This window comes from Paenarthrobacter sp. RAF54_2, from assembly GCF_052113945.1.
In the GTDB taxonomy this organism is placed as follows: domain Bacteria; phylum Actinomycetota; class Actinomycetes; order Actinomycetales; family Micrococcaceae; genus Arthrobacter.
Genome location: NZ_JBFRDV010000021.1, coordinates 44,139 through 70,117 on the forward strand (window position 1 = coordinate 44,139; position 25,979 = coordinate 70,117).

General features: G+C 62.8%; 23 protein-coding genes and 1 tRNA gene. 15 read left to right on the forward strand and 9 right to left on the reverse strand.

Features of this window, described 5'->3' with window-relative positions; genetic code table 11:
- Positions 1–25: 25 nt before the first annotated feature.
- The 5 genes from AB4Y87_RS19575 to AB4Y87_RS19595 form a co-directional block, all read right to left on the reverse strand.
- On the reverse strand, positions 26–877 hold the full coding sequence (locus AB4Y87_RS19575) for an amino acid ABC transporter ATP-binding protein (RefSeq protein WP_442005945.1): 852 nt from the start codon (positions 875–877) through the stop codon (positions 26–28).
- The gene (locus AB4Y87_RS19580; protein ID WP_442005946.1) at positions 864–1,523 is read right to left on the reverse strand and encodes an amino acid ABC transporter permease; all 660 of its coding nucleotides are present in this window, start codon (positions 1,521–1,523) and stop codon (positions 864–866) included. Before AB4Y87_RS19580 ends, AB4Y87_RS19575 begins: the two co-directional genes overlap by 14 nt.
- A complete protein-coding gene (locus tag AB4Y87_RS19585) occupies positions 1,524–2,339 on the reverse strand; it encodes an amino acid ABC transporter substrate-binding protein (RefSeq protein ID WP_442005947.1) in 816 nt (271 codons plus the stop codon). It lies immediately after the preceding gene.
- A gap of 242 nt (positions 2,340–2,581) precedes the next feature.
- Positions 2,582–3,289: a hypothetical protein gene (locus tag AB4Y87_RS19590; RefSeq protein WP_442005948.1), complete on the reverse strand. Its 708-nt coding sequence runs from the start codon at positions 3,287–3,289 to the stop codon at positions 2,582–2,584.
- Complete coding sequence (locus AB4Y87_RS19595; RefSeq protein WP_442005949.1) at positions 3,286–4,008, reverse strand: hypothetical protein; 723 nt, start codon at positions 4,006–4,008, stop codon at positions 3,286–3,288. The genes AB4Y87_RS19590 and AB4Y87_RS19595 overlap by 4 nt, the downstream gene beginning before the upstream one ends.
- Positions 4,009–4,286: 278 nt before the next feature.
- Here AB4Y87_RS19595 and AB4Y87_RS19600 point away from each other — a divergent pair, with 278 nt between their 5' ends.
- Positions 4,287–5,948: an ABC-F family ATP-binding cassette domain-containing protein gene (locus AB4Y87_RS19600; RefSeq protein WP_442005950.1), complete on the forward strand. Its 1,662-nt coding sequence runs from the start codon at positions 4,287–4,289 to the stop codon at positions 5,946–5,948.
- A gap of 2 nt (positions 5,949–5,950) precedes the next feature.
- Complete coding sequence (locus AB4Y87_RS19605; RefSeq protein WP_442005951.1) at positions 5,951–7,864, forward strand: ABC transporter ATP-binding protein; 1,914 nt, start codon at positions 5,951–5,953, stop codon at positions 7,862–7,864.
- A 64-nt stretch (positions 7,865–7,928) separates the two neighbouring features.
- On the opposite strand, the gene AB4Y87_RS19610 is transcribed toward AB4Y87_RS19605, so the two are convergent.
- The 3 genes from AB4Y87_RS19610 to AB4Y87_RS19620 all read right to left on the reverse strand — a co-directional run bounded on the left by AB4Y87_RS19610 (position 7,929) and on the right by AB4Y87_RS19620 (position 8,882).
- Positions 7,929–8,336: an NUDIX hydrolase gene (locus AB4Y87_RS19610; protein ID WP_442005952.1), complete on the reverse strand. Its 408-nt coding sequence runs from the start codon at positions 8,334–8,336 to the stop codon at positions 7,929–7,931.
- Positions 8,323–8,808 (reverse strand): DUF6314 family protein, encoded by a 486-nt coding sequence (locus AB4Y87_RS19615; protein WP_442005953.1) that lies wholly within the window; start codon positions 8,806–8,808, stop codon positions 8,323–8,325. Before AB4Y87_RS19615 ends, AB4Y87_RS19610 begins: the two co-directional genes overlap by 14 nt.
- Before the next feature lies 1 nt (position 8,809).
- Positions 8,810–8,882, reverse strand: a tRNA-Arg gene (locus tag AB4Y87_RS19620).
- 106 nt (positions 8,883–8,988) lie between these two features.
- Between AB4Y87_RS19620 and AB4Y87_RS19625 the strand changes: the two genes are divergently transcribed.
- The gene (locus tag AB4Y87_RS19625; protein WP_442005954.1) at positions 8,989–9,780 is read left to right on the forward strand and encodes a hypothetical protein; all 792 of its coding nucleotides are present in this window, start codon (positions 8,989–8,991) and stop codon (positions 9,778–9,780) included.
- Positions 9,781–10,065: 285 nt separating this feature from the next.
- Positions 10,066–10,890: a hypothetical protein gene (locus AB4Y87_RS19630; protein ID WP_442005955.1), complete on the forward strand. Its 825-nt coding sequence runs from the start codon at positions 10,066–10,068 to the stop codon at positions 10,888–10,890.
- Here AB4Y87_RS19630 and AB4Y87_RS19635 read toward each other — a convergent pair.
- Positions 10,829–11,455: a hypothetical protein gene (locus AB4Y87_RS19635; protein WP_442005956.1), complete on the reverse strand. Its 627-nt coding sequence runs from the start codon at positions 11,453–11,455 to the stop codon at positions 10,829–10,831. The two genes, AB4Y87_RS19630 and AB4Y87_RS19635, sit on opposite strands and share 62 nt — an antisense overlap.
- 33 nt (positions 11,456–11,488) lie before the next feature.
- Here AB4Y87_RS19635 and AB4Y87_RS19640 point away from each other — a divergent pair, with 33 nt between their 5' ends.
- From AB4Y87_RS19640 to AB4Y87_RS19690, 11 genes are all read left to right on the forward strand, one after another.
- Positions 11,489–12,343 carry an inositol monophosphatase family protein gene (locus AB4Y87_RS19640; protein WP_442005957.1) on the forward strand — a complete coding sequence of 285 codons (855 nt, stop codon included), beginning with the start codon at positions 11,489–11,491 and terminating at the stop codon, positions 12,341–12,343.
- Between the two features lie 76 nt (positions 12,344–12,419).
- The gene (pcrA, locus tag AB4Y87_RS19645) at positions 12,420–14,972 is read left to right on the forward strand and encodes a DNA helicase PcrA (protein ID WP_442005958.1); all 2,553 of its coding nucleotides are present in this window, start codon (positions 12,420–12,422) and stop codon (positions 14,970–14,972) included.
- Between the two features lie 180 nt (positions 14,973–15,152).
- A complete protein-coding gene (locus AB4Y87_RS19650; RefSeq protein WP_442005975.1) occupies positions 15,153–16,571 on the forward strand; it encodes a putative Ig domain-containing protein in 1,419 nt (472 codons plus the stop codon).
- Positions 16,572–16,593: 22 nt separating this feature from the next.
- The gene (locus tag AB4Y87_RS19655) at positions 16,594–17,283 is read left to right on the forward strand and encodes a hypothetical protein (RefSeq protein WP_442005959.1); all 690 of its coding nucleotides are present in this window, start codon (positions 16,594–16,596) and stop codon (positions 17,281–17,283) included.
- 265 nt (positions 17,284–17,548) lie between these two features.
- A complete protein-coding gene (sucC, locus tag AB4Y87_RS19660) occupies positions 17,549–18,718 on the forward strand; it encodes an ADP-forming succinate--CoA ligase subunit beta (RefSeq protein WP_224093741.1) in 1,170 nt (389 codons plus the stop codon).
- Between the two features lie 12 nt (positions 18,719–18,730).
- A complete protein-coding gene (gene sucD / locus AB4Y87_RS19665) occupies positions 18,731–19,633 on the forward strand; it encodes a succinate--CoA ligase subunit alpha (RefSeq protein ID WP_442005960.1) in 903 nt (300 codons plus the stop codon).
- Between the two features lie 214 nt (positions 19,634–19,847).
- Positions 19,848–20,252 carry a tautomerase family protein gene (locus AB4Y87_RS19670; protein ID WP_442005961.1) on the forward strand — a complete coding sequence of 135 codons (405 nt, stop codon included), beginning with the start codon at positions 19,848–19,850 and terminating at the stop codon, positions 20,250–20,252.
- A 162-nt stretch (positions 20,253–20,414) separates the two neighbouring features.
- Positions 20,415–21,449: a 5-dehydro-2-deoxygluconokinase gene (gene iolC / locus AB4Y87_RS19675; protein ID WP_442005962.1), complete on the forward strand. Its 1,035-nt coding sequence runs from the start codon at positions 20,415–20,417 to the stop codon at positions 21,447–21,449.
- A complete protein-coding gene (locus AB4Y87_RS19680; protein ID WP_442005963.1) occupies positions 21,446–22,429 on the forward strand; it encodes a Cgl0159 family (beta/alpha)8-fold protein in 984 nt (327 codons plus the stop codon). The genes iolC and AB4Y87_RS19680 overlap by 4 nt, the downstream gene beginning before the upstream one ends.
- Positions 22,430–22,469: 40 nt before the next feature.
- Entirely contained in the window at positions 22,470–24,395 is a 1,926-nt protein-coding gene (gene iolD, locus AB4Y87_RS19685; protein ID WP_442005976.1) for a 3D-(3,5/4)-trihydroxycyclohexane-1,2-dione acylhydrolase (decyclizing), read from the forward strand.
- Positions 24,396–24,461: 66 nt separating this feature from the next.
- Positions 24,462–25,973 carry a CoA-acylating methylmalonate-semialdehyde dehydrogenase gene (locus AB4Y87_RS19690; protein ID WP_442005964.1) on the forward strand — a complete coding sequence of 504 codons (1,512 nt, stop codon included), beginning with the start codon at positions 24,462–24,464 and terminating at the stop codon, positions 25,971–25,973.
- Positions 25,974–25,979 lie beyond the last annotated feature (6 nt).

Consider the following 25,979-nt stretch of genomic DNA (forward strand, 5'->3'; position numbering starts at 1 on the left):
ACCAAGAGGACCCGCGCCAAGAGGTTTAGACGTCGTGCTGCAGCCGCTTCACGAACAGCTTGGTCCGTTCCTGCCGGGGTGCGCGCAGCACCTCGGCAGCAGGGCCGCGCTCCACCACAACGCCGCCGTCCATGAAGATGACCTCGTCTGCCACGTGCTGGGCAAAGGCCAACTCATGGGTCACGATCACCATGGTCCAGCCTTCCTCGGCGAGTTCCTTGATAACGCCCAGAACGTCACCGACGAGCTCGGGATCCAATGCCGACGTGGGCTCGTCGAACAACAGCAGTTGGGGCTGGAGYGCCAAAGCACGGACAATGCCCACGCGCTGCTGTTGTCCGCCTGAGAGCTCAAACGGATAAGCGTCCCGCTTGTCAGCCAGGCCCACCCGCTCCAGCAATCGCTCGGCTTCGGCGATGGCCTCTGCCTTGGGCCGCTTCTGGACTTGGACGGGGCCTTCAATGATGTTCTTCAGGACCGTCATGTGCGGGAACAAGTTGTAGTGCTGGAACACCATGGCGCTGCGGTCCCTCAGCGCTGCGATCTCCTTCTTGCCCACTTTGGCGCCGAAATCGATGGAGAGGCCATCAGACGTCTCGCTCCCGGAGCCGGAGCCTGAAGCCGAGCGCGGACCCCGGCCGGTGCCGCCGAAGGTGACGGTACCGGCGTCGGGGATTTCAAGGCCGTTGAGCGAACGCAAAACAGTGGTCTTGCCCGAACCCGACGGCCCGATCAGGGCTACCACCTGGCCGCGCCGGATGTCGATATCGATGTCGCGCAGAACCACGTTGCTGCCGAAGGCTTTGGCGAGGTTCCGGGCCTTCAGGACTGAGGTGACGCGCGGTTCGCGCTGTTGAGGTGCATCAGTGGGCGACATAGCGGTCCAATCTCCTTTCCACGGCGGATTGCGCAGTGGAAAGGATCAGGCAGATGACCCAGTAAACCAGGGCTGCCTGCAAGTACAGGGCCATGAACTCCTGGCTGAACGCAGCGATTTGCTGGGCATTGCGGAAAAGTTCAGTAACCAGGATGAGGGAAGCGAGCGAGGTGTCCTTCACCAGGGAAATGAAGGTGTTGGACAACGGTGGAACAGACACCCGTGCCGCTTGCGGAAGGATAATCCGCACCAGCGCTTGGGGGTGGGACATTCCGATGGTGTGGCCGGCTTCCCACTGTCCCTTGGGGACGGAAAGAATTGCGGCCCGGATGATCTCGGCCGCGTAGCCGCCCACGTTCAAGGAGAACGCGATGATGGCGCTCGGCCAGGGATCCAGCCGGATACCAATGCTGGGAAGGCCGAAGAAGATCACAAACAGCTGCACCAGCAGGGGAGTTCCGCGGATGACCGAGACGTAGAAACGACCTATGCCGGACAGCAGCCAATTCGAGCTCAGCCGCAACAGCGCCACCACCAAGGCCAGCACCAGGCCAAACGCAAAGGAGGCCAGAGTAAGGGGGATGGTGCCCGTTACGGCCCCCGTGATGATTGGCCCGAAGGAACTCCAAATGAGGTCCCAGTTCATTTATTTGGTGACATCCGCACCGAAGTACTTTTCGGAGATCTTTACCAGGGTTCCATCTGCCCGGAGATCATCCAGCGCCTTGTCTACAGCCTTGGCCAGCTCGGTGGAACCCTTGCGGAACACCAGTGCACTCTCGGTCTTGTCCGGTGCTTCGGCGGCCACCTTCAAACCGGAATCCGGGGTGGTTTTCGCGTAGTCCAAGTAGGTGAGTTTGTCGTTGACAGTAGCGTCCACGCGTCCCTGCTGTACGAGGGTGGCAGACTGGGCCCAGCCTTCAACGGCCTGAACGTTGGCGCCGGCCTCCACGGCCATTTTGTAGAAGTTGCTGGTCAGCGACTGCGCGGTGGTCTTGCCCTTGAGGTCAGCGAAGCTGTTGATGCTGGAATTGTCCTTCTTGGTCACCACAACGCCGGTTGAGACCGTGTAGGGCTTGGAGAACTCGTACTTGGCTTTGCGTTCGTCATTGATGGAGATCTGGTTGGCGATGGTATCGAACCGCTTGGCGTCCAGCCCCGCAAAAATGCCATCAAATTGCGTCTCTTGGAAGCTCGCCTTCACGCCCAGCTTTTCAGCCACGGCTTTGGCAATCTCAACGTCGTAGCCCGTCAATTCACCAGCGCCCTCGGCGTGGAAACTGAACGGCCGGTAGGTTCCTTCCGTTGCGATGACGAGTTCGCCCTTGGATTTCACGTCGGACAAGGATGTATCGCCACCGGACTGGGCAGGAGTGGAACCGCCACCGCAGGCAGAGAGTGCAATGGCGGCGGCGGCCAGGGTAGCGGCGAAAAGAGAACGGCGGGAGCGAAGGCTGGTCATGGAGCCATCTTAGTCACGGGGCACCACGGATTCCCGGCAGGAAAGGCTTGGAGGCCTGCGGAAAGGGTGGTTAAAAAGGCTGAGTGGGGGCGGTCCCCAACAGCCCGCCACCACTCATCCCCCCAATTGTGATCACGTGGGCGCCACATTCACCGGAAACCCGTTCTCTGATTCCGGTGCCAGGCTGCAACCGCGTTCACACATTCATGATTGTGCCACGATCTAATGGTTTTGTGAAAGTCTTACGCTGTGCGTCTTGCTTTCCGCCGGGCAAACGCCTTGGAAAACCAGATCCCGGCGAGCCCAATGGCCGTCGCCAGCACGGCGGAGTAGTTGATCAGGGAACGCAGCCACAGGTGCACCAGCGGGATCAGCGGGAAGAGTTGGGACACCAAAAGCAACGCCAGCCCAACGAACAGGAGGGCCGAGGCGGCACGCAGCAAGGCGGGGTAGCGGCCCATGATGGTGCGCCAGATCGCGGGCAGCAAGCAGGCTGATACGTATCCAGGATAAAAGCGGCCCAGAGCCGCGTAGGCCTCCATGGAAGGTCCCCAGGTCAGTCCTGTCATTCCCGCCGTGGAGCCGCGGGTGTCCGTGATGACAAAGAAGAACGTGGTCAACGCCACCGTGATTCCGAGGACTGTCAGCCCCCAAGGGCCACGAATGGCCCGTTCCGCTGACCTGGAAGCGAAACCCATGGCAATTTTGATGCCCATCAGCAGGAGCGTGCCGTACAGCAGGAACCGCAGGATCAGGTTGGTGACGTTAACCCCGCCGAGAAGGGCATCGATGGCGAGGTATGGCGCCTCGATGCTGAGAAGGATATCCAGGGTGATCAGCGCGAAAATGTAGAAGACCACCCGGTTCTCACCCCTGAGCAGGCTCGGAATCCGCGCGATGGTAATCGCCAGGCACACCAGCAGCGTTGCCCAAGGCAGGACAGCCGTCATCCGAGATTCTCCCAAATTCGTTCAGTTCGTTCGTGGTCTTGTTCTTGGCGGCGCAAGGTCTTGCCCAGCGACTGAAGCCTCTCACCGGCCAGGGTCACCAGCTCGCCCAAGGTCATCCGGTCAAGGGCCTCCTGCCGCCCGTTGGGGGACCAACCGGCCTCCGCCTCCGTGATCAGCCCTCCAGCAACCAGCCCGCCCGCTGGTCCGACGCCGGCAGCCCGCGACGTCGCGATGGCCAACTCGGGAGGAAGCCTGTTGGCGGTCAGGTGGGCGGAGAAGTTCTGTGGCGCGATGCCGGTGGCTTCGCTGACCCGGTGCCGCAACTCGCCGTCGTCGATTGCATCCACCCAGTTGCGAACTGCGGTGGGGTGCGGTGTTGGCGACAGTCCTGTGACGGAGACGGACCCCGGTTCACTGCGTTCCACTACCGCGCGCAGCAAATCCATGGTGGCAATCTGGCTCACCAGTTCATCCGGCGTGGGCGGGACGGCGTCGCCCCGAAGATCTGCGTAGAGGTCAAACGTGGCAAGGGCTTGCACGGGATTGATGTGATAGCCCCGGCTGATGCTGACCAACGTTGACTCTGCCACCTTGCCCCGGACCAACTGTTGGGCCAGCGTTGTCCGTTTTATCCCGGAAATCCTGCAGACGTCCGCTGTGCTGGCGTTGGGTGCAACGCCGTGAAGCCAGCGTTGGAACGCCTTGGACGGTAAGGGCATGGGGGGCTTTCTGGGGTATTTCAAACGGGCAGTCCGGCCGGGCCCAAAAAGGAGCCGAAGCGAAGGTACGGATTGATTTTACGCCGACGCCACATTGAATTATGCTTGATGCTTGAACCCGTTGGTCCGTACACCCCCCAAGTCCGGACCAGCGGGTTTTTCCATGCCCATGGGAATCACGGGCAGTGTGGCCGCGTTTCGTAGGTGAACCCGCACTTGTTTTACCGTGCTGGTGATGTAGACGCGAGCGCCTGATGGCGCTGCGAGAGGAATAGAGAATGACTGCAACACTCGTGGCCAAGGATCTTTCCGGTGGTCATGGCCACCGCACGCTCTTTTCAAAGCTTTCCCTCACCGTTGCGCCCGGCGATGTGGTGGGCGTGGTAGGCGCGAACGGCGCCGGCAAATCGACGCTCCTGCGCATCCTCGCCGGCGTGGACCAACCGCAGGAGGGGACCGTCAACCTGGCTCCGTCGGACGCCTTTGTGGGCTGGCTGCCCCAGGAACATGAGCGCACCGCAGGCGAAACCATCGCAGCGTATATCGCCCGTCGTACGGGGTGCGCACAGGCGACGGCGGAGATGGAAGCTACTGCCGAAGCCCTCGGTTCCGGAGCTCCCGGAACGGATGACGCATACTCCCTGGCCTTTGACCGCTGGATGGCATCCGGCGCTGCAGACCTCGAGGACCGGATTCCGGCCGTGCTGGCAGACCTTGGCCTGGAGCTTGGTACCGATGCCCTCATGACCGGGCTCTCCGGCGGGCAGGCTGCCCGGGTTGCTTTGGGTGCACTGCTGCTCAGCCGCTTCGATGTTGTCCTTCTTGATGAACCCACCAATGATCTGGACCTTGATGGCCTGGCCCGGCTGGAGGCTTTCGTGCAGGGCCTGCGCGGAGGAGTGGTTCTGGTTTCCCACGACCGTGAGTTCCTGGCCCACTGCGTCACCACCGTTGTGGAACTGGACCTCGCCCAGAATTCAGTGGCTGTCTACGACGGCGGCTACGAAGCGTTCCTCGAGGAACGTGCGGTCGCCAAGCGCCACGCCCGCGAACGTTACGAAGATTTTGCCAACACCAAGGCCGATCTTGTGTCCCGCGCACGGACCCAGCGCGAGTGGAGCTCCCAGGGCGTCCGCAATGCGATGAAGAAGAATCCGGACAACGACAAAATCCGCAGGGCCGCGAGCACCGAGTCCTCCGAAAAGCAGGCACAGAAGGTCCGCCAGATGGAGTCGCGCATCGCCCGCCTCACCGAGGTAGAGGAACCGCGCAAGGAATGGCAACTGCAGTTCAGCATCGGCCAGGCGCCCCGCTCAAGTGCCGTCGTCGCAACCCTTCGGGACGTCGTGGTCCGTCAAGGCGACTTCACGCTGGGACCAGTCAACCTCCAGCTCAACGGCGGTGAGCGCATCGGGATCACCGGGCCCAACGGCGCCGGCAAATCCACTCTCCTCCGCTTGCTGCTCGGCACCCGGAAACCGGACGACGGCGAAGCCTCCATGGGCGCCTCTGTCGCCGTCGGCGAAATCGACCAGGCCCGCGGACTGCTCGACGGCGGACGGCAGCTGGGCGACGCCGTCGAAGCCGTGCTGGTGGACTGGAATAGCGCGGACGTCCGCACACTCCTGGCCAAGTTCGGCCTGAAAGCGGACCACACCTCGCGGACCGTCGATTCGTTATCCCCGGGAGAACGGACCCGTGCCGCGCTGGCCCTCCTGCAGGCCCGTGGCGTGAACCTGCTGGTGCTGGACGAACCCACCAACCACCTTGACCTCCCCGCGATCGAGCAACTTGAAGAGGCGCTGGAAAGCTACGAAGGCGCCCTCCTGCTGGTCACCCATGACCGGCGTTTGCTTCAGAACGTTCGGCTCGATTCGCGTTGGCACCTGGAAAACGGCCGTGTCCAGGAGCTTCACCACACCCTCGGCCAGGAGAAGTAACCATGAGTATGGACCGCGTAGCGTGGAGCTCGCTTTACAACATCACCACAGCCAAGAGCGGTTCACAGCCGTTCTCCAAGGAAACGCTGAAGCGCGTGCTGGGCTTTGCCGCGCCGCACAAGGCCAAGCTCATCGCCTTCGTCATTGCCTCGATCGCGGGTGCCTTCCTCGCCGTCGCCACGCCAGTGCTCGCGGGGCAAGTGGTTGACGCCATCATTGCCAAGGCGGATGTGGGCACGGTCATCTGGCTGGCCGTACTCATCGCGATTGTGGCTGTCGGCGAGGCTGGGGTTGGCCTGGTGACGCGATGGTTGTCCTCCACCATTGGCGAGGGCGTCATCGTGGACCTGCGCAGCCGCGTGTTCGACCACGTGCAGCGCATGCCCATCGCTTTCTTCACCCGGACCCGGACAGGCGCGCTGGTCAGCCGCCTGAACAACGACGTCATCGGGGCACAGTCTGCCTTCGCCGGCACGTTGTCCGGTGTGGTCAGCAACGTTGTGGCGCTTGCCTTGACCCTGGTGGTCATGCTCAACACGTCCTGGCTGGTCACTGTCCTGGCCATGGTGTTGCTGCCAATCTTCCTCGTACCAGCCCGGCGTATGGGATCCAAGCTGGCCGACCTCCGCCGCGAGGCGGCCGCGCATAACGCTGCCATGGGTACGCAGATGACCGAAAGGTTCTCCGCTCCCGGCGCCACACTCGTGAAACTCTTCGGCAGGCCGGACGAGGAATCCCAGGAGTTCGCTGCCCGCGCCGGCCGGGTGCGTGACATCGGCATCCGAACCGCCATGCTGCAGTTCACCTTCGTCACGGCGCTGACTTTGGTCTCGGCCCTGGCCCTGGCCCTCGTTTATGGACTGGGCGGCTGGCTTGCACTTGGTGGCCAACTGGCACCTGGCGACGTAGTGGTCCTGGCCCTCCTCCTGACCCGTCTCTACGCTCCGCTGACCGCCCTCTCCAACGCTCGCGTGGAAATTATGAGCGCACTTGTCAGCTTCGAGAGGGTCTTCGAGATCCTGGACCTGCAGCCCCTCATCACGGAAAAGCCGGACGCCGTAGCCGTTCCATCCGGACCCGTCGCCGTGGAATTCCACGACGTCCGCTTCTCCTACCCGTCGGCTGACAAAGTGTCCCTTGCCTCCTTGGAAGATGTGTCCACCCTGGACACGCGCGGCGGCGAGGAAGTCCTGCACGGTGTCAGCTTCCGTGTTGAGCCAGGCCAAACCGTCGCCTTGGTGGGCTCCTCCGGCGCAGGAAAATCCACGGTGGCCCAACTGTTGTCGCGCCTGTACGACGTCGACTCCGGAACCGTGCGCCTTGGCGGGCAGGGACCTGGCACCGGCGTGGATGTCCGGGACCTCGGCTTTGACTCACTGCGCGACACGCTGGGCATGGTGACCCAGGACGGCCACCTGTTCCACGAAACCATTGCATCCAACCTGCGCCTGGCCCGGCCGGATGCCACGGAAGAAGACATGTGGGAGGTGCTCCGGCGTGCACGCCTGGAACCCATGATCCGGTCTCTCCCGGATGGCCTGGAAACAGTTGTTGGCGAGCGCGGGTACCGGCTCTCCGGCGGCGAAAGGCAACGGCTCACCATCGCCCGTTTGCTCATCAAGCAGCCTCGCGTCGTCATTCTTGATGAGGCGACCGCCGCGCTGGACTCCACTAACGAAGCCGCCGTCCAGGCGGCCTTGGGGGAAGCGCTCGAGGGGCGTACCGCCGTCGTGATTGCGCACAGGTTGTCCACGATCCGGGCCGCGGACGTGATCCTGGTGGTAGAGGACGGCAGGATCGTGGAGCGTGGCACGCACACCGAACTGCTTGTTGCCGATGGCCGCTATGCGGAGTTGTATCGGACCCAGTTCGCGGAAGCCACGGCGGTGGCTGAGGAAGCGCTTCCGGAACTCTAACGCTGTCCGCAACTAGCTGGCATTAGTGGTTGTTCTGAGCCCTCAGAACAACCACTAATGCCAGCTACTTGGGCGGGGTGAGCAAAGGCAGCACGTGATCCGTCAGGAGCGGTGCGAGGTCCCCGGGTAAAGGTGCTGTGAGGTCCAGCCAACGGATCTCGGCGATCTCGGCCGAAGGGTGCGCTTCCCAGGTCCCAGGAGCGGTGAAGACCGTGGCTTCGATGTTGGTCGCGGCCTCGTTGGCGGCCACTGCGAGCCAAGCGCCCAGGGGTTCGAGGTCTTCGGGGGCAACCTCGATGCCCACTTCCTCGAGCAATTCCCGGGCTGCAGCTTCTGCCGCGGTTTCACCGGCTTCGGGCTTGCCACCGGGATGCATGAATTTGTCCGTGCCGCGCTTGCGGACGGTCAGGAGCTGGCCCTCCTTGTTGTAAACGCACACGGCGCTGACCACGATCACATCAGTAACGCTCACGCTTGCCTCCCATTGTTGATTCGGACAAGGCGTTCATTCGGACCAAGTGCGATTCCAGCAGCAGATCCTTGGCCGGACCGCGGACATCCCACGTGAAACGGAACGCGTCCTGGCCTTCCCAGGTGTAGTTCACGTAGTAGTCGTCGGGATCGCACCAGTGTTTGTCCTGGTTGGCTTGCTCCGCAAAACTCATCACATGGAATGGCCGGCCATCGGGGAAGAAAACGTCCATGGAATCCGCTTCAGGGCCAGGTTTGAGGAGATATTCGCGGAACGCCGGGCCTGTGTGCGTGGGCCAGTGCATGGTTCCATCTTCGCGGTAGTGAAGGCCGCCGTCGGGCTCTTCCGTGTAACGCACGACGCCGGTAAAGGTTCCGCGGGTGCCGGAGGCCCGGTCCAACAGAGTCCGCTCCACATTCCACGTGCCAGCCAAATAGGCACGCAAGTCCTGGATGGGCTGCTGGTGGTTCAAGTGCCCTCGATTGGAATCGAACCAACGACACCGGCTTTAGGAGAGCCGTGCTCTATCCACTGAGCTACGAGGGCCTGCGTGTCCATGGCCCGGAGTACCGTTACGGAGCTCCATGGCCGGACACGACTACAAGCATACAAGCTGCCGGGCCAGTGCCCGAACACGGCTAGGCTGGCGGTCATGAGAGGGCATGCGACAGCACGGGAAAGCACCGGCACGTTCCTTCCGGACGTTCGCGCCACGCGGGCAAACATCGGCGGCTGGGCCCAGTTGAGCGTGGTCCAGTATTTCGTCGCAGAGTCTGCTGTCATCGAGGTTTGGGCCGGTCCGCAACCCTACAGCAGGGCCACCGGGTTCATCAGCGACCTCGGCGCAGTATCGTGCGGCGTCTACGAGGACCGGGCAGTGTGCTCGCCTTTACATGTGCTGATGAACGCCTCTTTTGTTGTCCAGGGCCTGGCATTGATCCTTGGCGCGGTGTTCCTGACCGCAGGGCTTTTGTGCGTGGCAGCGCGTCCGGGTTTGCATGCCCAGCGTTTCCACACCGCCACAGCCGATGACGAGCCCCGGACCCGGGTCCTGGCCAAGCCATGGATCATGGCTGTGGCCATTCGCATACTGACAGGTGTTTCCGGCCTCGGGACGGTCATTGTTGGACTGGTGCCCGAAGACGTCGGCTCCCCATGGCATTTTGCCGGCGCGCTGATGTTCTTCATCGGCGGCGGCTTCGCCTTGCTTCTGCTGGGCATCCTTTGGTTCCGGCAGACGCCGATGAGCTGGTTCATAGCTGCCTGCGGCTCCCTCTGTATCGGGGCGCTCATCGTTGGCGGGATCACGGGAATGGACGTGCCGCAGCCCGGAACACTGGAACGGCTGATGGGCTACCCCGTCACCATTGGCTTGGCAACTGCCGGCCTGGTCGTCGCCCAGCGCGTGCACGCGGTACGAAAGGCGGCGAAGGCCCTGCGGTGATTCAGGCATGGGGGCAGCAGGAGCGGAAAATCCGCTCGGGGGCCTAGTCTTGATGTGTGGGCACCAAGGATTAGTCCCTTGATCGCACAACATAGGCGCCCTGCGCCTAACAATGACCCGCTTGCCGGCGGGTCAATTGTTTTAACGAAGGGGTGGGCGGTTGGCCCACTGGTATAACACTATCGTTTTTATTGCGCCCGCTTCGTACAGCCTTGCCCATCCGAAGTCAGCGGTCCGCATCACTGAACGGGTGCGCCTGCCGGGCTGCGGGACTATTCTGACGCTATGACGACGGCGGCTGGTCCGCGCGGCGGCGACCGGGGACTTCTGCCTGACCTCGCCAGCCGGCGCGAGCTGATTGGGGGTTGGGCCGCGATCACCCTCATCCACTATTTCGTGGTGGAAGCCACTGCGATGGCTGTCTGGCAAGGCAATCCAGGTTATGACCGGCGTGCCCACGTCATCAGTGATCTGGGCGCTGCCCACTGCGGTCCGTTCAACGGTTACGAGGTGTGCTCGCCGCTTAATTGGCTCATGAATGCTTCGTTTGTGCTTCAGGGAGTTGCCATGGTGCTCGGGGCGGTGCTGTTGAGCTCCGCTGTCCTTTCTGTGGCGGCTGAGCCGGGCGTGCGGGTCATCCGGCCAAGGATGGCATCAAGCGTCGCGTCACCCGACGCCTTTCCCTGGCTTGCAGCCGGGGCCGTCAGGGTGCTGATCCTCGTGGCGGGCATAGGCCAGGCAATGGTTGGCCTGATCCCCGAAGACACCGACCTCGCCCTGCATCTGACGGGTGCGGGACTGTACTTCATCGCAGGACCGCTGTCCTTGGTGATACTGGGTCTCGTCTGGCGGGGTCATACGCAGATGTCGTGGATAGTGCTGTTGTTCGGGGTTGTTTCTCTGGGAGCAACCATCTACGTCCTTGCCGTGCAGCTGCGCGTCGAGGAACCGGGGGCCATCGAGCGCACTATGGCGTATCCGATCATCCTGGGGTTGTCCTTAGTAGGGCTGGTAGTGGCTCACCGCGTCACAAGGGAACGGAAAGCTGTCAGGGCTGTTTCGCGTTCTTCCGTCCGAGGAACACCGCCGCCACGCCGCACAGCAGGCTGATAAGGAACAGCACCCACGACGCAATGGTGACGGCGGAAGCCAGGGCAACCGAACCGGCGTCGGGCGTTTCCGCAGCCAGCATGGAATCAATGGCGACGTTGGACCACAAGTGAGCCACAGCAAAAAGCAAGGTAGCGGCCCACATTGCCCAGCGCCACGATTTGCGTGCAACGTTGATGCCGATCAGCAGGAGCCAACTGAAACCGAAGATCAGCGGAAAGAGCGTGCCGGCAGTCTTATGGACGTAATTCAACTGACCGCGCGCGGCTTCGTCCATCGCGGCGCGAAGCTGGGCGACGTAGTCCTGTGAGAACCCACCAATCAGCGAATCCGGCATTGCCAGGCCGCCTGAAAGCTGCGTCATCTGGTTCAGCGTCAGCAAGTGCAGGTACCAAAACAGGAACAGGCTGGCCACTACGCCTGCAATCACAATGAGCTTGGAATTGCTCTGCGCCTTCTCTGGGGTCCGCCGCGTGGTGGGATTGATCACGGGTGGGAGGGTGTGATCCGGGACCACCGCCTTGGCTCCGTGCTTCTTGATGCGCTGCGCTGGTGTCTTGGCCATGTCATTCATTATCCCGCCACATAAGCTGGGACCATGACCACCGGCAGGCACACCGCAACTGAACTCGATCCATCACTTGATGACTACCAATTGGCCAGCGCACTGGTCCGCGAGGCAGGCCAACTGGCGCTGCTCATGCGGATGGGCGGACTGCAGGGCACGCGCAAGACGTCAGTGTCCGACGTCGTCACGGCAGCCGATCATGCGGCCGAGGCGTATGTCCTGGAACAGTTGCAACGCTGCCGCCCCGAAGATGGCATCCTTGGCGAAGAAGGCACCTCTGTTGCCGGGACGAGTGGCCGGACCTGGGTGATCGATCCGGTGGATGGAACATACAACTTCCTGCACGGCTCCACTTACTGGTGCTCGGCCATTGCCCTCAAACGCGACGGTTCAGACCCCTCAGATCACCGAGTCAATCCAGTTGCGGACCCTGACGTGCTGCTCGGGGCCATCTATCAGCCCGAACTGGACAAGCTGTGGCTCGGCGGGGACGAGCATCCGGCAAGCCTGAACGGCGAACCTATTTCAGGTTCCGGAGACCTCCCTGTTGGCCAAATCTGTGCAGCAACCTACATCCACCCCACCTGGTTGGCGGACCCCCGCACTGCCATGCCCTGGCATGCCGCAGCTGTCTCCGCCGCATCGCTGCGCATGTTCGGTTCAGGCTCATGCGACCTCGGCCGCGTGGCTGATGGCGAGCTCGGCTGCTGGTTCCAGCACAGCTGCCCTGAGTGGGATTGGCTCCCCGGCAAGGCGATCGTCCGCGCTGCGGGTGGGGACACCGCCGTCGTGCAGGTCAACGGTCTTAACTGGTTCATCGCAGGAGGCCCGACGGCGGTCCGCGAGCTGAGCGGGGCCCTCACCTCTGTACCGCAGTTTGCGTAGTTCTTGATCGCCGGGGCCGTGCTCTCTTTGGGGTGGCCCTTGAGTGTCAGAGGCACCGCCTAGACTGGTAGTCACCATGGATATGTTGTTCGACCCCTACGCAGACGGCCCCTTCAACGCAGGCTCCAAAGCCGCAATCAAGGCTGCCCCGGAGCTCTCGCACGCGGGCGGCGGCGCTTCCCGCGCCCGCTTCGGTGAGGGCAGTGGTGGGTCCAGCAGTGGAACAAACGACGCTCCTGCTCCCGGTGGTTGGGGCAACCAAGGGACTGGAAGGCTTCCGTCCGCCGACGCCCTCCTCCAGGGCCTGAACCCCCAGCAGGAAGAAGCTGTGAAGCACGCCGGCAGCCCGTTGCTGATCGTTGCGGGTGCAGGCTCAGGCAAGACCCGCGTGCTGAGTAACCGGATCGCCTACCTCATTGCCACCAAGCGTGCCCACCACGGCGAAATCCTGGCCATCACGTTTACCAACAAGGCCGCCGCGGAGATGCGCGAGCGTATCGAGGCCTTGGTGGGTGGCCGGGCCAAGAGCATGTGGATCTCCACGTTCCACTCCTCCTGTGTGCGCATCCTTCGCCGCGAGGCTGCCAATGTTGGCCTGAACTCGAACTTCTCCATCTATGACTCCGCGGATTCCCTGCGACTGATCACCCTTGTGTCCAAGAATCTGGATCTGGACCCCAAGAAGTTCCCGCCCAAGGCCATCCAGCACAAGATTTCCGCACTCAAGAACGAGCTAATCGACGCCGACTCCTACGTCTCCTCGGCAAACCACAACGACCCCTTCGAACAAGCCGTGGCAGAGGTCTTCAAGGGCTACACGCAGCGCTTGCGCCAAGCCAATGCCATGGACTTCGATGACCTCATCGCGGAGACCGTCTACATGTTCCGGGCGTTCCCCGCGCTCGCGGAGTCCTACCGGCGCCGGTTCCGGCACGTGCTGGTGGACGAGTACCAGGACACCAACCACGCCCAGTACGCGCTGGTCAGGGAAATCGTTGGCCTTGGCACTGATACCGACGTCGAGCCCAGCGAACTCACGGTGGTCGGAGACTCCGATCAGTCCATCTACGCTTTCCGTGGCGCGGACATCCGCAACATCGTGGAGTTTGAAGCCGATTACCCCAATGCGCGCACCATCAAGCTTGAGCAAAACTACCGTTCCACGCAGAACATCCTCACCGCTGCCAACTCCGTGATTTCCCGCAACCCCAACCGCCAGGAAAAGCGGCTGTGGACGGCAGAGGGCGATGGCGAGAAGATCGTCGGCTACGTAGGAGAAAACGAGCACGACGAAGCCCAGTTCATCGCCAAGGAAATCGACCGGCTTCAGGACGAGGAAGGGCTGCGTCCCGGCGACGTCGCCATTTTCTATCGCACCAACGCCCAGTCACGGTCCATTGAAGACGTGCTGGTGCGGGTGGGCCTGCCGTACAAAGTGGTGGGCGGCACTCGGTTCTATGAACGCAAGGAAATCAAAGACGCCCTGGCGTACCTGCGCGTCCTGGTAAACCCCGACGACGACGTCAACCTCCGCCGTGTCCTGAACGAACCAAAGCGGGGGATCGGCGACCGTGCAGAGGGTGCAGTCGCTGCCTTGGCTGAACGTGAGCGGACGTCCTTCATGACCGCGGCCCGCCGTGCTGACCAGGCGCCAGGGATGGCAACGCGTTCTGTGAACGCAGTCCTCGGCTTTGTGAAGCTGCTGGATGACCTCGCTGAAGTGGCTTCCGGATCCGGTGCTTCCGCTGCCCTGGAGGCCGTGCTTGAGCAGACCGGATATCTCGAGGGTCTGCGCGCCAGCAACGATCCTCAGGACGAGTCCCGCGTGGAAAACCTCGCCGAATTGGTGGCCGTAGTCCGTGAGTATGAACGCGACAACCCGGACGGTTCGCTGGGCGAGTTCCTGGAGCAGGTTTCCCTGGTGGCTGACGCTGATCAAATTCCTGATGCTCCCGGCGGAGACATTGACGCCGCGGTGGCCGAAGCCAAGCGCATGGGCGTTGTCACGCTCATGACATTGCACACCGCCAAGGGCCTGGAGTTCCCGGTGGTTTTCCTCACCGGCATGGAACACGGTATCTTCCCGCATCAGCGCTCGGCCACGGACCCCAAGGAACTGGCCGAAGAACGCCGCCTGGCCTACGTGGGACTTACCCGTGCACGCAAACGGCTCTATGTCACGCGCTCCGAGGTCCGCAGCATGTGGGGCCAAAGCCAGTACAACCCCGCCAGCCAGTTCCTGGAAGAGATACCCTCCGAGCTGGTGGACTGGAAACGTGAAGGCATGAGCCGGCAAGCGGCAGGTAGTGGTTGGGGAAATGCTCCAATCGGCTCCAACCGCTACGGCGGCTCTTTCTGGGGAGCAGGCACGTCCCGCGGCGTTGCCGCCAGCCCAACCGCAGGTTTCGACGCCGACGTCCCGGCTGCCGTCGCACGCAACAGGGTGCAGCCACAAAAGGAAGTCATTTCAGTGGTGGTGGGGGACAAGGTCAACCACACAAGCTTCGGCAACGGCGTTGTGCTGGGGGTCGAGGGCTCGGGTGACAAGACCGTCGCCAAGGTGAAGTTCGACGTCGGTGAGAAGCGTCTGCTGTTGCGGTACGCGCCCCTGACCAAACTGGATGCCTGACCGAGGCTCAACTGCAGGCAAGGCCGCCTCCTCGTTGACGTCCCGCCGGGTTTGTTGCCATAAGTTCAGGCCACCCCTAGACTGACGGGGCGTTGCACTGGGGCCGGCGTCGATTGTTTTGCCTACCTTGCAGCGCCAACAAATGTTGCATTCCTGTGGGGGAGGACGCGCGTGGGCGCAATGGCTGGGCGGCATGGTTATGCCGGTAAATCTCTGAGGTTCTCGCTTGCTGTGCTCCTCGTTGGCGGCTTCGCCGGGGGCCTCGCCCTGCAGGGCGCAGAGCCGGGAACTGCTGCTGATCTGCCCGCTCCGAGTAGCGTCCCCACTCCAAACCCGGCCGCCACGCCCAGCGCGAGTCCCACCGCCAGTGCGAGTCCCTCGCCCAGTGCCAGTCCCAGCGCCAGCGCGACAAACACGCCCAGCCCGACACCAACTGCGAGCCCTACCGAAACCCAACCACCCGCCGTCGAAAAAGTCGCCGTTGAGGCGGCAGCCCCGCTGTCGGTAAGGCTCAGCGAGGACCGCGCGTTCGTGGGCAAACCGTTTGAGGCTGAGTTGCAGGTTACCGGCGGGACCGGCCCATATACCGCTACGGCGACGGATATCCCAGCAGGTTTGGTTTTTGACCCGGTGACCCTGAGCTTCAGCGGTACTCCTACTGAGCTGTACAGCCCATCTCTGACGGTCACTGTTTCGGACTCCTCGGATCCCCGGCAAACCCTGACCGAACAGATATACATCGACATCAAAAGCTACTATCCGCCGAGCGTTTACGTGTCGGACGGAGAGCTGCTGCCGGGTATGGGCACGTTCGACGACGGTGTGGTGGGGTGGTACTACCAAGAGTTCCTCGACTATTACGGGTTGGACCGTGCGAACACCTCGATCTCAATAGTTTCCGGGCAACTTCCCCCGGGCCTGGAACTTCGCGAGTCATCGGTTTCCGGAGTGCCAACCACTCCGGGTACCTATGGATTTACTCTCCATATCCAGGACCGTTTCGGCTTCTCGGACAAGACATCCAGAATCATCGTCCATGCCTTGGGAATGCAAACCACTGGTTTTGACGTTCCGCCGGCCGTGTTGGGTGAGCCGTATGCGGCCAGGATTGCACAAGCTACCGGGGGAGTAGCACCTTATGTTTACGGCTATTCCACGCGGAGGTACTTTGCCGGCGGATTGAGCTCGAGTGATCCCTCTCCAGAGGGCCTGACTGTGGATGCGAACGGTTTCCTCACTGGGATACCCACACGCGTTGGCTCTTTCCGGATTGCCGTGTGGGTCCGCGACGCGGACCAGCTGACGCAGCGCATTTTCTGGACAACCGTGACTGTACTCGAAACGCGGCCTCCGGTCGTCGAGCAGCCGCCCGCGGTAAGTCCACCGGCGGCAGTGGAGGCTCCAGCAGCTCCAGCACCTCCGGCCGCGGTGACTCCGGCAGGAGCGGTGGCGTCGACGTCGGGCGCTGAACTCGCCGTAACCGGACTGCAGTCCGGAAGCCTGAAAACCACTCTGGGGGCCGCCGTGGGCCTGCTGGTTGTGGGCGCTGCGCTGATCGTCCTGAACAGCTTGCGTCGGCGGCGAAGCAGTCCGGTTTGAGGTCACCGGCATAATTAGTGCCATGCGACGGACTGTATTGGGGATTCTTGCCGCCTTGCTGATGGTATTGGCCACGGGCTGCTCCTTCGCCACCAAGGACCCTGATTACGTTCCGCCGGCGCCGTTGCCTCCGCTGGAACAGCTCAAGCAGGTCCCCGTTACCGAGCAGACCGCCCTGGCTGCAGGCGAGGGCGTCACCGCGTTTGTGACGCCGGACCGCAACATCGTGTGCGCCATGACGTCTTCCAAGGGCGGGCACCTCAACGTGCCGTACGAGGCGAACTCGTATTCTGATGCGGCCAATAATAAGTTCGCCGTGGTGCCCGTGGTGCACTGCGAATTGGCGAAGTATGCCAAACCGGAGATCGATGACATCTCCGACGACTGCGCCGGCACAGGCCTGGGCTACCTTGGCGGCACGGTTCTCCTTTCTCCGGATAAGGCCGTCTATGGCTCGTGTCGTTCCGGCGTAACACAAATGGAGTCAGAGTTCGGGCCCAAAGGTAGCCGGAGCGGCCCCATTTCCAAGCTGCGCGAGCTGGCCGACGGGCAGAACATCGAGCGCAACGGCCTGCGGTGCTCGGCCTATAACGACGGCGTAGCCTGCGGAAATGTCTCCGGTGGCGTGGCGTTCTTTGTTAGCCGGGAGGGCTACCAGCTGATTTCCGACGGCGGCAAAACGGTCCGCGGGAACCTGAAACCGGCGTCGTGATCGCCGTCGAACAGACGATGAGCGGCCAAAAAACCGCGTCATTCTGCGGGTTTTCTACAGCCGATAGAAGTGTAAGGTTACTCACTTAACAGGTAGTGTGTAGCTGGCGGGACTCCTCAAAGGGCTAAAGTTCCGAGAGGACCTTACGCAATGTGACCGGCTTCAATCCCGGTTGTTTACCGCGTACTTTCCGCAGCTGGCTATCGCGGTCATCGCGGTTCCCGGCTGAACAGAAAACTACTTCGACGTAGAAGGACACTAAACCGTGGACCTGTTTGAATATCAGGCGCGCGATATGTTCGAAGCGCACGGTGTACCCGTGCTCGCCGGCATCGTGGCGCACACTCCTGAAGAAGCAAAGGCAGCTGCCGAGAAGATCGGCGGCGTTACTGTCGTAAAGGCACAGGTTAAGGTTGGTGGCCGCGGCAAGGCTGGCGGCGTCAAGGTTGCCAAGACCGCCGAAGAGGCGCTTGAGCACTCCACCAACATCCTGGGCATGGACATCAAGGGCCACACCGTCAACAAGGTGATGATCGCCCAGGGTGCGGACATCGCCGAGGAATTCTACTTCTCGGTCCTCCTGGACCGCGCAAACCGCAACTACCTGGCCATGTGCTCGGTTGAAGGCGGAATGGAAATTGAGCAGCTGGCTGTTGAGCGTCCCGAGGCCCTGGCCAAGATCGCCATCGACCCCGCTGTGGGCATTGACCAGGCCAAGGCTGACGAGATCGTCGCAGCTGCAGGCTTCGCTGAAGAACTGCGCGGCAAAGTGGCCGACGTCATTCTGAAGCTCTGGGACGTTTTCAAGAAGGAAGACGCAACCCTGGTTGAGGTCAACCCGTTGGTCCGCACCGGCGCAGGCGACATCATTGCCCTCGACGGCAAGGTTACCCTCGACGAAAACGCCGACTTCCGCCACGTGCACCACGCACTGCTCGAGGACAAGGAGTCAGCTGACCCGCTCGAGGCCAAGGCAAAGGCGCAGGACCTCAACTACGTCAAGCTGGACGGCGAAGTAGGCATCATCGGCAACGGCGCCGGTCTTGTGATGTCCACCCTGGACGTCGTTGCATACGCTGGCGAAAACCACGGCAACGTCAAGCCTGCCAACTTCCTGGACATCGGTGGTGGAGCATCCGCCGAGGTCATGGCGAACGGCCTGGACGTCATCCTGGGCGACTCCCAGGTCAAGAGCGTGTTCGTGAACGTCTTCGGTGGCATCACCGCTTGTGACGCTGTGGCAAAGGGCATCGTGGGTGCACTTGCTGAGCTCGGATCCGCTGCGAACAAGCCGCTGGTCGTTCGCCTCGATGGCAACAACGTCGAGGAAGGCCGCCGCATCCTGACCGAGGCCAACCACCCGCTGGTTACTCTGGCCGCCACCATGGACGAGGGCGCCGACAAGGCCGCCGAGCTCGCCAACGCAGCTAAGTAAAGGGACGCGACAATGTCTATCTACCTCAACAAAGACTCCAAGGTCATCGTTCAGGGCATCACCGGCGGCGAAGGCACCAAGCACACCGCACTGATGCTCAAGGCCGGCACCAACATTGTTGGCGGCGTCAACGCCCGCAAGGCCGGCACCACGGTCCTGCACGGCGACAAGGAAATCACCGTCTTTGGCACCGTCAAGGAAGCCATCGCTGAAACCGGCGCAGACGTCTCCATCGTCTTCGTTCCGCCGGCATTCACCAAGGATGCAGTCGTTGAAGCCATCGAAGCCGGCATCGGCCTCGTTGTAGTCATCACTGAAGGCGTTCCGGTTCAGGACTCCGCCGAATTCTGGGCACTCGCCCAGTCCAAGGTTGACGCCGACGGCAACCAGGTCACCCGCATCATCGGGCCGAACTGCCCCGGCATCATCACCCCGGGCGAAGCCCTGGTTGGCATCACCCCGGCGAACATCACGGGCAAGGGCCCCATCGGCCTGGTGTCCAAGTCCGGTACCTTGACCTACCAGATGATGTACGAACTCCGCGACCTCGGCTTCTCCACCGCCATCGGTATTGGTGGCGACCCCATCATCGGCACCACGCACATCGACGCCCTGGCTGCGTTTGAGGCTGACCCGGAGACCAAGGCGATCGTCATGATCGGCGAAATCGGTGGCGATGCCGAAGAGCGCGCTGCTGACTTCATCAAGGCCAACGTCACTAAGCCGGTTGTTGGCTACGTTGCAGGCTTCACCGCTCCTGAGGGCAAGACCATGGGCCACGCCGGCGCCATCGTCTCCGGCTCCGCAGGTACCGCACAGGCCAAAAAGGAAGCTCTCGAAGCTGCAGGCGTGAAGGTCGGCAAGACGCCGTCCGAAACCGCTAAGCTGCTGCGCGAGGTTTTCGCAACGCTCTAGTTCCTAAAGCAACGCGGGGTCACTTATGGCCCATTCCTGAACGTGGAATGGGCTCAAAGTGACCCCGCGTTGCTCTTTAAAGCACGACGGCGGCCCCGCCCTTTCCACACGGAAGGTGCGGGGTCGCCGTCGTGCTTTAACGCGGAGCCCCTGTACCTTCATGCCCTTTGTTTGTTAGTATGTCAGGACAAACTACTTCGAAGGAGCGCACAAGATGCCACTGGTAAGAATCGACGTCAATCAGGGCCGGTCGGCGGAGGAATTGGCCGCTATCAGCCGGGCCATCCACGATGCAATCGTCTCTGAGTATGAAATCCCTGAGCGTGACTACTTCCATATCCTCACCGAACATCCGGAGGCGCAGATAGTGGCCCAGGATGCCGGGTTGGGCTTTGAGCGGAGCCTTGGCGTGATCATGATCCAGATCTTCACGCAGGCCGGACGAACCCAGATGGCCAAGAGTTCGCTCTTCGAGGCCATCGCCGGAGGGCTTAGCGAGCTTGGCGTCAAGGGCGAGGATGTCTTCATTGGCTACATGGAGAACTCGCCCGGCGACTGGTCTTTCGGCTTCGGGCGCAGTCAATATGTCACCGGAGAATTGGCCGTCCCACGCAAGTAGATGCAGTCCGTGTCATGTTGTAAATATGTCAGTACAAACCTTTGACAGGACATGAAATCTGGGGCAAAGTAGTCATGTGGCCCCGCTCACTGAGGGGTGGCAAGGCATTGGGGCCCAGCGCTCAAAGGTTCAGAGTTCACAAGAGAAAGGTCAACGATCATCGTGACCCACGAACTGCTTACGATCGGGCGCATCAGCGTTGATATCTACCCGAACGATATTGGGGTGGACCTGGAGGACGTAACGTCCTTCGGCAAATATTTGGGAGGCTCGCCCTCCAACGTGGCCGTCGCCGCTGCACGCCACGGACGCCGGACCGGTGTCATTACCCGCACGGGCGATGACGCGTTCGGAAAGTACCTGCACCGGGAACTGCGCAAGTTCAATGTTGATGATTCGTTCGTCTCCCCAGTGAAGGAGTACCCGACGGCGGTGACTTTCTGTGCGATCAAGCCGCCGGAAGATTTCCCGCTGTACTTCTACGGACGGTTCCCCACGGCGCCGGACCTGCAGATCAAGGCCGAAGAGTTGGATCTGGACGCTATCACGGACGCGGGCATTTTCTGGTCCACGGTGACCGGCCTTTGCCAGGAACCGAGCCGCAGCGCTCACCTCGCCGCCCACGAAGCCCGGCCCCGGACTGGTTTGAAGGAAGGCCAGTTCACCATCCTGGACCTGGATTACCGGCCGATGTTTTGGGATTCGGAAGAGGAAGCCCGCGCGGAGGTTGCCAAGATCCTCCCGCACGTTACGGTCGCGATCGGCAACGACAAGGAATGCGCCGTTGCGGTAGGGGAGGGGACGCCGGACGAACAGGCAGACCGCCTGCTGGCCGCCGGCGTCGAGATCGCCGTGGTGAAGCTCGGCCCGGAAGGCGTCATGGCCAAGACCCGCACTGAGCGTGTTGTCTCGGCCCCTGTGCCGGTGGAAACCGTCAACGGCCTGGGCGCGGGCGATTCCTTCGGCGGGGCTTTCTGCCACGGGCTGCTGTCCGGCTGGCCGTTGTCCGAGGTCCTGGATTACGCCAATGCGTCCGGCGCGATCGTCGCTTCGCGGGTTTCCTGCGCGGATGCGATGCCGACGCCGGATGAGGTCACCTCGCTGCTGGCCGAACGCGGCCGGCGGATCCCGGGAGCTTCCCCTGTTGTGGCCCCTGCCCCGGCAGCACCCACGTTCGCAGAAGGAGCAGTCCGTTGAGCTTGAACGATGACCCCCGCCGGTATGAGCATTTGAGCCGCATCCGGCTTGAGGACCCGGAGGCCGTCGCGCGCGCGGCCGCCACCCGGCGTCGCCATCCGGGCTTGAAGCACGGTGTGCAGAATTTCATTGTTGCGGCGGACCACCCGGCGCGTGGCGCCTTGTCAGTCGGGGCGGAGCCGATGGCGATGGCCGATCGCCGGGACCTGCTGGACCGGTTGCAGATCGCCCTCGCGAACCCGGCCGTGGATGGCATCCTCGCCTCACCGGACATCATGGACGACCTCCTGCTGCTGGGTGCGTTGGACGGCAAACTCGTCTTCGGCTCGATGAACCGCGGTGGCCTGGCTGGTCTGGTCAACGAGTTCGATGACCGGTTCACCGGCCACACAGCCGCCGCGTTGCAGGCACTGGGCGCAGATGGCGGCAAGATGCTCACGCGGATCTGCCTGGGTGACCCGGACACGGTGGCCACGCTGGAAGCGACCGCCAAGGCCATCGATTCGTTGGCCGAACGCAAGCTCATCGCCATGGTGGAGCCGTTCCTGTCGGTGCGGGACGCCCATGGCAAGGTCCGCAACGATCTTCGCGCGGACGCCGTGATCAAGTCCGTCGGGATCGCCGAGGGCCTGGGTTCCACCAGTGCCTACACCTGGATGAAACTTCCAGTGGTGGCAGACATGGAACGCGTCATGGCCTCCACCACGCTTCCCACGGTGCTGTTGGGTGGTGACCCTGATGGCTCCCAGGACGAGGTCTTCGCCAGTTGGCAGGCTGCCCTCGCGCTGCCGGGCGTCCGCGGCCTCACGGTGGGCCGGACGCTGCTCTACCCGCACGACGGCGATGTGGCAGGTGCCGTAGCGACGGCCGCCTCGCTGCTGAACAGCACTGCACCTGCGACCGGGCCCGCGACCGGCCCCGCGCCAGCTGCGGGGGAGCCCACCTCGTCTGACCGTATTCCAGTGAAAGTATCGGAGTAGCCCCGCCATGCGGACCTCAACAGGAACAGTAACCCGTCGGATGACCGTGGCCCAGGCCGTGGTCGAGTTCCTCTCCAAGCAGTACACAGTGGATTCCATCAACGGGGTGGACTATCGCGAGCGCCTGATCCCGGGCATGTTCGGTATCTTCGGGCACGGCAACGTTGCCGGCGTTGGTCAGGCTTTGAAGCAGTACCAGGCCCTGGACCCGTCCATCATGCCGTACTACCAGGGCCGCAATGAGCAGGCCCAGGCCCACCAAGCCGTGGGCTACGCCCGGCACACGCGCCGGCGCCAGACGTTCGCGATCAGCACCTCGATCGGACCGGGTTCCTCGAACCTGCTGACGGGTGCCGCCTTGGCCACGACCAACCGTTTGCCGGTCCTGCTGCTGCCCAGCGACACTTTTGCCACAAGGGCAGCGGACCCGGTGTTGCAGCAGTTGGAGTTGCCGTACGCCTACGACATCACGGTCAATGATGCTTTCCGTCCTTTGTCCAAGTTCTTTGACCGGGTGTCCCGCCCGGAGCAGTTGTTCTCGGCCTTCCACCACGGCCTGCGTGTCCTGACGGATCCGGCCGAGACCGGTGCCGTAACCATTTCCCTGCCGCAGGACGTCCAAGCCGAAGCCCTCGACGTCCCGGAAGAATTCCTGGCCGAGCGTGACTGGCGGATTCGCCGTCCCGAGGCTGAGGACGATGACATTCGCCGCGCCGTCGAGGCCATCCGTGCCGCGAAGCGCCCCCTGATCATCGCTGGCGGCGGCGTGCTCTACGCCTACGCCAACGAGGAACTCGCCAAGTTCGCCGAACTGACCGGCATTCCCGTGGGGAACACGCAGGCCGGAGTCGGGGTTCTGCCCTGGGACCACAAGCACTCCCTGGGTGCGATCGGGTCCACGGGCACGACGGCGGCCAACGCCATCGCTGCCGAAGCGGACCTGGTCATCGGGATCGGCACGCGCTACGAAGACTTCACCACCGCCTCCCGCACCGCGTTCCAGAACCCGGACGTGAAGTTCGTGAACATCAACGTCGCCCCGATCGATGCCTACAAGCACGGGACCACCATTCCGGTCGTCGCTGACGCCCGCAAGGCCCTGGTCAAACTGAACCAGGCACTGGGCGGCTACCGTGTAGGTGCCGACCTTGAAGAAAAGGTCGCGGCGGAGAAGAAACGCTGGAACGCGATCGTGGACGAAGCCTTCGAGACCCGCTACACACCTTTGCCGGCCCAGAACGAGATCATCGGCGCCACGAACAAAGCCATGGATGACCAGGACGTCGTCATCTGCGCGGCGGGTTCCCTGCCCGGGGACCTGCACAAAATGTGGCGCGTCCGGGACCCGTTCGGCTACCACGTGGAATACGCGTACTCCTGCATGGGCTACGAAATCCCTGGCGGGCTGGGCGTGAAGCGCGCAGCACTGGCCGAAGCCGCTGCCGGCGGTCCCAACAGGGATGTCGTGGTGATGGTGGGGGACGGTTCCTACCTGATGATGCACACCGAACTGGTCACCGCCGTCGCCGAACGCATCAAACTGATCGTGGTCCTGATCCAGAACCACGGCTACGCTTCCATCGGTTCGCTGTCCGAGTCGCTCGGTTCCCAGCGTTTCGGGACACAGTACCGGGTCCTGGACAAGGAACAGCACAGTTTCGACGCCGGTGAGCACCTGCCGATCGATCTGGCCACCAACGCCGAGTCCCTCGGCGCCAAGGTCATCCGGATCGAACCAGGCGAGAACGTCATCCAAGCCCTTGGCTCGGCCATCAAAGAAGCCAAGGCAGCCCCCGAAACCGGCCCGATCGTCATCCACGTCGAGTCCGATCCTCTGCTGGACGCCCCCAGCTCCGAATCCTGGTGGGACGTTCCCGTCTCCCAGATCTCCGAGCTCGAATCCACCCAGCAGGCCTACACGACGTACACCGAGCACAAGAACCGCCAGCGCAAACTGCTCGGCTGATTCCCAACACACAGCCCCCGCCTCTAAAGCCACAGCTTTCAAAGCCACAGACCAAAGGAAGTCCGCATGTCAACGACGACCACACTGACCACCATTAACCACTTCATCAACGGCGCCGAAACCGCAGGCGACGGCGACCGCACCCAGCCCGTGTATAACCCCGCGACAGGGCAGGTCAGCGCCGAACTGCGCCTGGCCAACGAGGCTGACCTGAACACCGCGGTCGCTGCGGCGAAGAACGCTGCCGAGTCCTGGGGCGATATTTCCCTGGCCAAACGCACCGGCGTGTTGTTCAAGTTCCGTGAACTGGTCGCCGCGCACGTGGACGATCTCGCCGAGCTGATCACGGCCGAGCACGGCAAGGTCCTCTCGGATGCGAAGGGCGAGATCGGCCGGGGCCTGGAAGTCATCGAATTCGCCTGCGGCATCCCACAGTTGCTCAAGGGCGACTACTCGGACCAGGTCTCCACCGGCATCGACGTGTTCTCCTTCCGCGAACCCCTGGGCGTGGTTGCAGGTATCACCCCGTTCAACTTCCCCGTCATGGTGCCGTTGTGGATGGCGCCGATGGCGATCGCCACGGGCAACGCGTTCATCCTCAAACCCTCCGAGCGTGACCCGTCCGCCCCGATGCTCCTCGCCAAGTTGTGGAAGCAGGCCGGGCTGCCGGATGGGGTGTTCCAGGTCCTCCACGGCGGGAAGGAAACCGTCGACGGGCTCCTGACCCACCCGGACGTGGACGGCATCAGCTTTGTTGGTTCCACCCCGATCGCGCAGTACGTCCACGAAACCGCCACGAAGCACGGCAAACGGGTCCAGGCCCTGGGCGGGGCGAAGAACCACGCCATCGTGTTGCCAGACGCGGACCTGGACAACGCCGCAGACCACCTCGCCGCCGCCGCTTTCGGCTCCGCCGGGGAACGCTGCATGGCGATCTCCGTCGCGGTCGCCGTCGGAGACGCAGCAGACCTGATCGTGAAGAAAGTCGAAGAACGCGCCTTGGCCATCAAGGTCAGCAACGGCACCGAACCCGACGCCGACATGGGCCCGGTCATCACCCCGGCCTCGAAGGAACGCATCCTGAAGATCGTCACCGAAGCCGAAACCGCCGGCGCAGCCATGGTCGTCGACGGCCGGGACCTCGTCGTCCCGGGCCACGAAGAAGGCTTCTGGGTCGGACCCACCGTGATCGATCACGTCAGCACCGAAATGACTGCGTACACCGAGGAAATCTTCGGCCCCGTGCTGGTGGTGGTCCGCGTCGCCGACCTCGAGGAAGGCATCCGGCTGATCAACGCCAACCCCTACGGCAACGGAACCGCAATCTTCACCTCCTCCGGCGCCGCCGCCCGCAAATTCCAGCGCTCCGTGACCGTGGGCATGGTCGGCATCAACGTGCCCCTACCCGTCCCCGTGGCCTACCACTCCTTCGGCGGCTGGAAGAACTCCCTCTTCGGCGACAAACACATCTACGGCCCCGAAGGCGTCTCCTTCTACACCCGCGGCAAAGTCATCACCTCCCGCTGGCCAGAACCCACCCACGCCTCCGGCGCCTCCTACAACTTCCCCTCCAACTGACCCATC

Excerpts from the sequence above, each read along its gene's own strand:
- AB4Y87_RS19635 (WP_442005956.1), bottom strand. The coding sequence starts at position 11,455 with ATGGCCAAGACACCAGCGCAGCGCATCAAGAAGCACGGAGCCAAGGCG.
- AB4Y87_RS19690 (WP_442005964.1), top strand. The coding sequence starts at position 24,462 with ATGTCAACGACGACCACACTGACCACCATTAACCACTTCATCAACGGC.
- AB4Y87_RS19650 (WP_442005975.1), top strand. The coding sequence starts at position 15,153 with ATGGCTGGGCGGCATGGTTATGCCGGTAAATCTCTGAGGTTCTCGCTT.
- pcrA (WP_442005958.1), top strand. The coding sequence starts at position 12,420 with ATGGATATGTTGTTCGACCCCTACGCAGACGGCCCCTTCAACGCAGGC.
- AB4Y87_RS19670 (WP_442005961.1), top strand. The coding sequence starts at position 19,848 with ATGCCACTGGTAAGAATCGACGTCAATCAGGGCCGGTCGGCGGAGGAA.
- AB4Y87_RS19605 (WP_442005951.1), top strand. The coding sequence starts at position 5,951 with ATGAGTATGGACCGCGTAGCGTGGAGCTCGCTTTACAACATCACCACA.
- AB4Y87_RS19640 (WP_442005957.1), top strand. The coding sequence starts at position 11,489 with ATGACCACCGGCAGGCACACCGCAACTGAACTCGATCCATCACTTGAT.
- AB4Y87_RS19625 (WP_442005954.1), top strand. The coding sequence starts at position 8,989 with ATGAGAGGGCATGCGACAGCACGGGAAAGCACCGGCACGTTCCTTCCG.
- AB4Y87_RS19595 (WP_442005949.1), bottom strand. The coding sequence starts at position 4,008 with ATGCCCTTACCGTCCAAGGCGTTCCAACGCTGGCTTCACGGCGTTGCA.
- AB4Y87_RS19590 (WP_442005948.1), bottom strand. The coding sequence starts at position 3,289 with ATGACGGCTGTCCTGCCTTGGGCAACGCTGCTGGTGTGCCTGGCGATT.
- AB4Y87_RS19585 (WP_442005947.1), bottom strand. The coding sequence starts at position 2,339 with ATGACCAGCCTTCGCTCCCGCCGTTCTCTTTTCGCCGCTACCCTGGCC.
- AB4Y87_RS19600 (WP_442005950.1), top strand. The coding sequence starts at position 4,287 with ATGACTGCAACACTCGTGGCCAAGGATCTTTCCGGTGGTCATGGCCAC.
- sucD (WP_442005960.1), top strand. The coding sequence starts at position 18,731 with ATGTCTATCTACCTCAACAAAGACTCCAAGGTCATCGTTCAGGGCATC.
- AB4Y87_RS19630 (WP_442005955.1), top strand. The coding sequence starts at position 10,066 with ATGACGACGGCGGCTGGTCCGCGCGGCGGCGACCGGGGACTTCTGCCT.
- iolD (WP_442005976.1), top strand. The coding sequence starts at position 22,470 with ATGACCGTGGCCCAGGCCGTGGTCGAGTTCCTCTCCAAGCAGTACACA.
- AB4Y87_RS19580 (WP_442005946.1), bottom strand. The coding sequence starts at position 1,523 with ATGAACTGGGACCTCATTTGGAGTTCCTTCGGGCCAATCATCACGGGG.
- AB4Y87_RS19655 (WP_442005959.1), top strand. The coding sequence starts at position 16,594 with ATGCGACGGACTGTATTGGGGATTCTTGCCGCCTTGCTGATGGTATTG.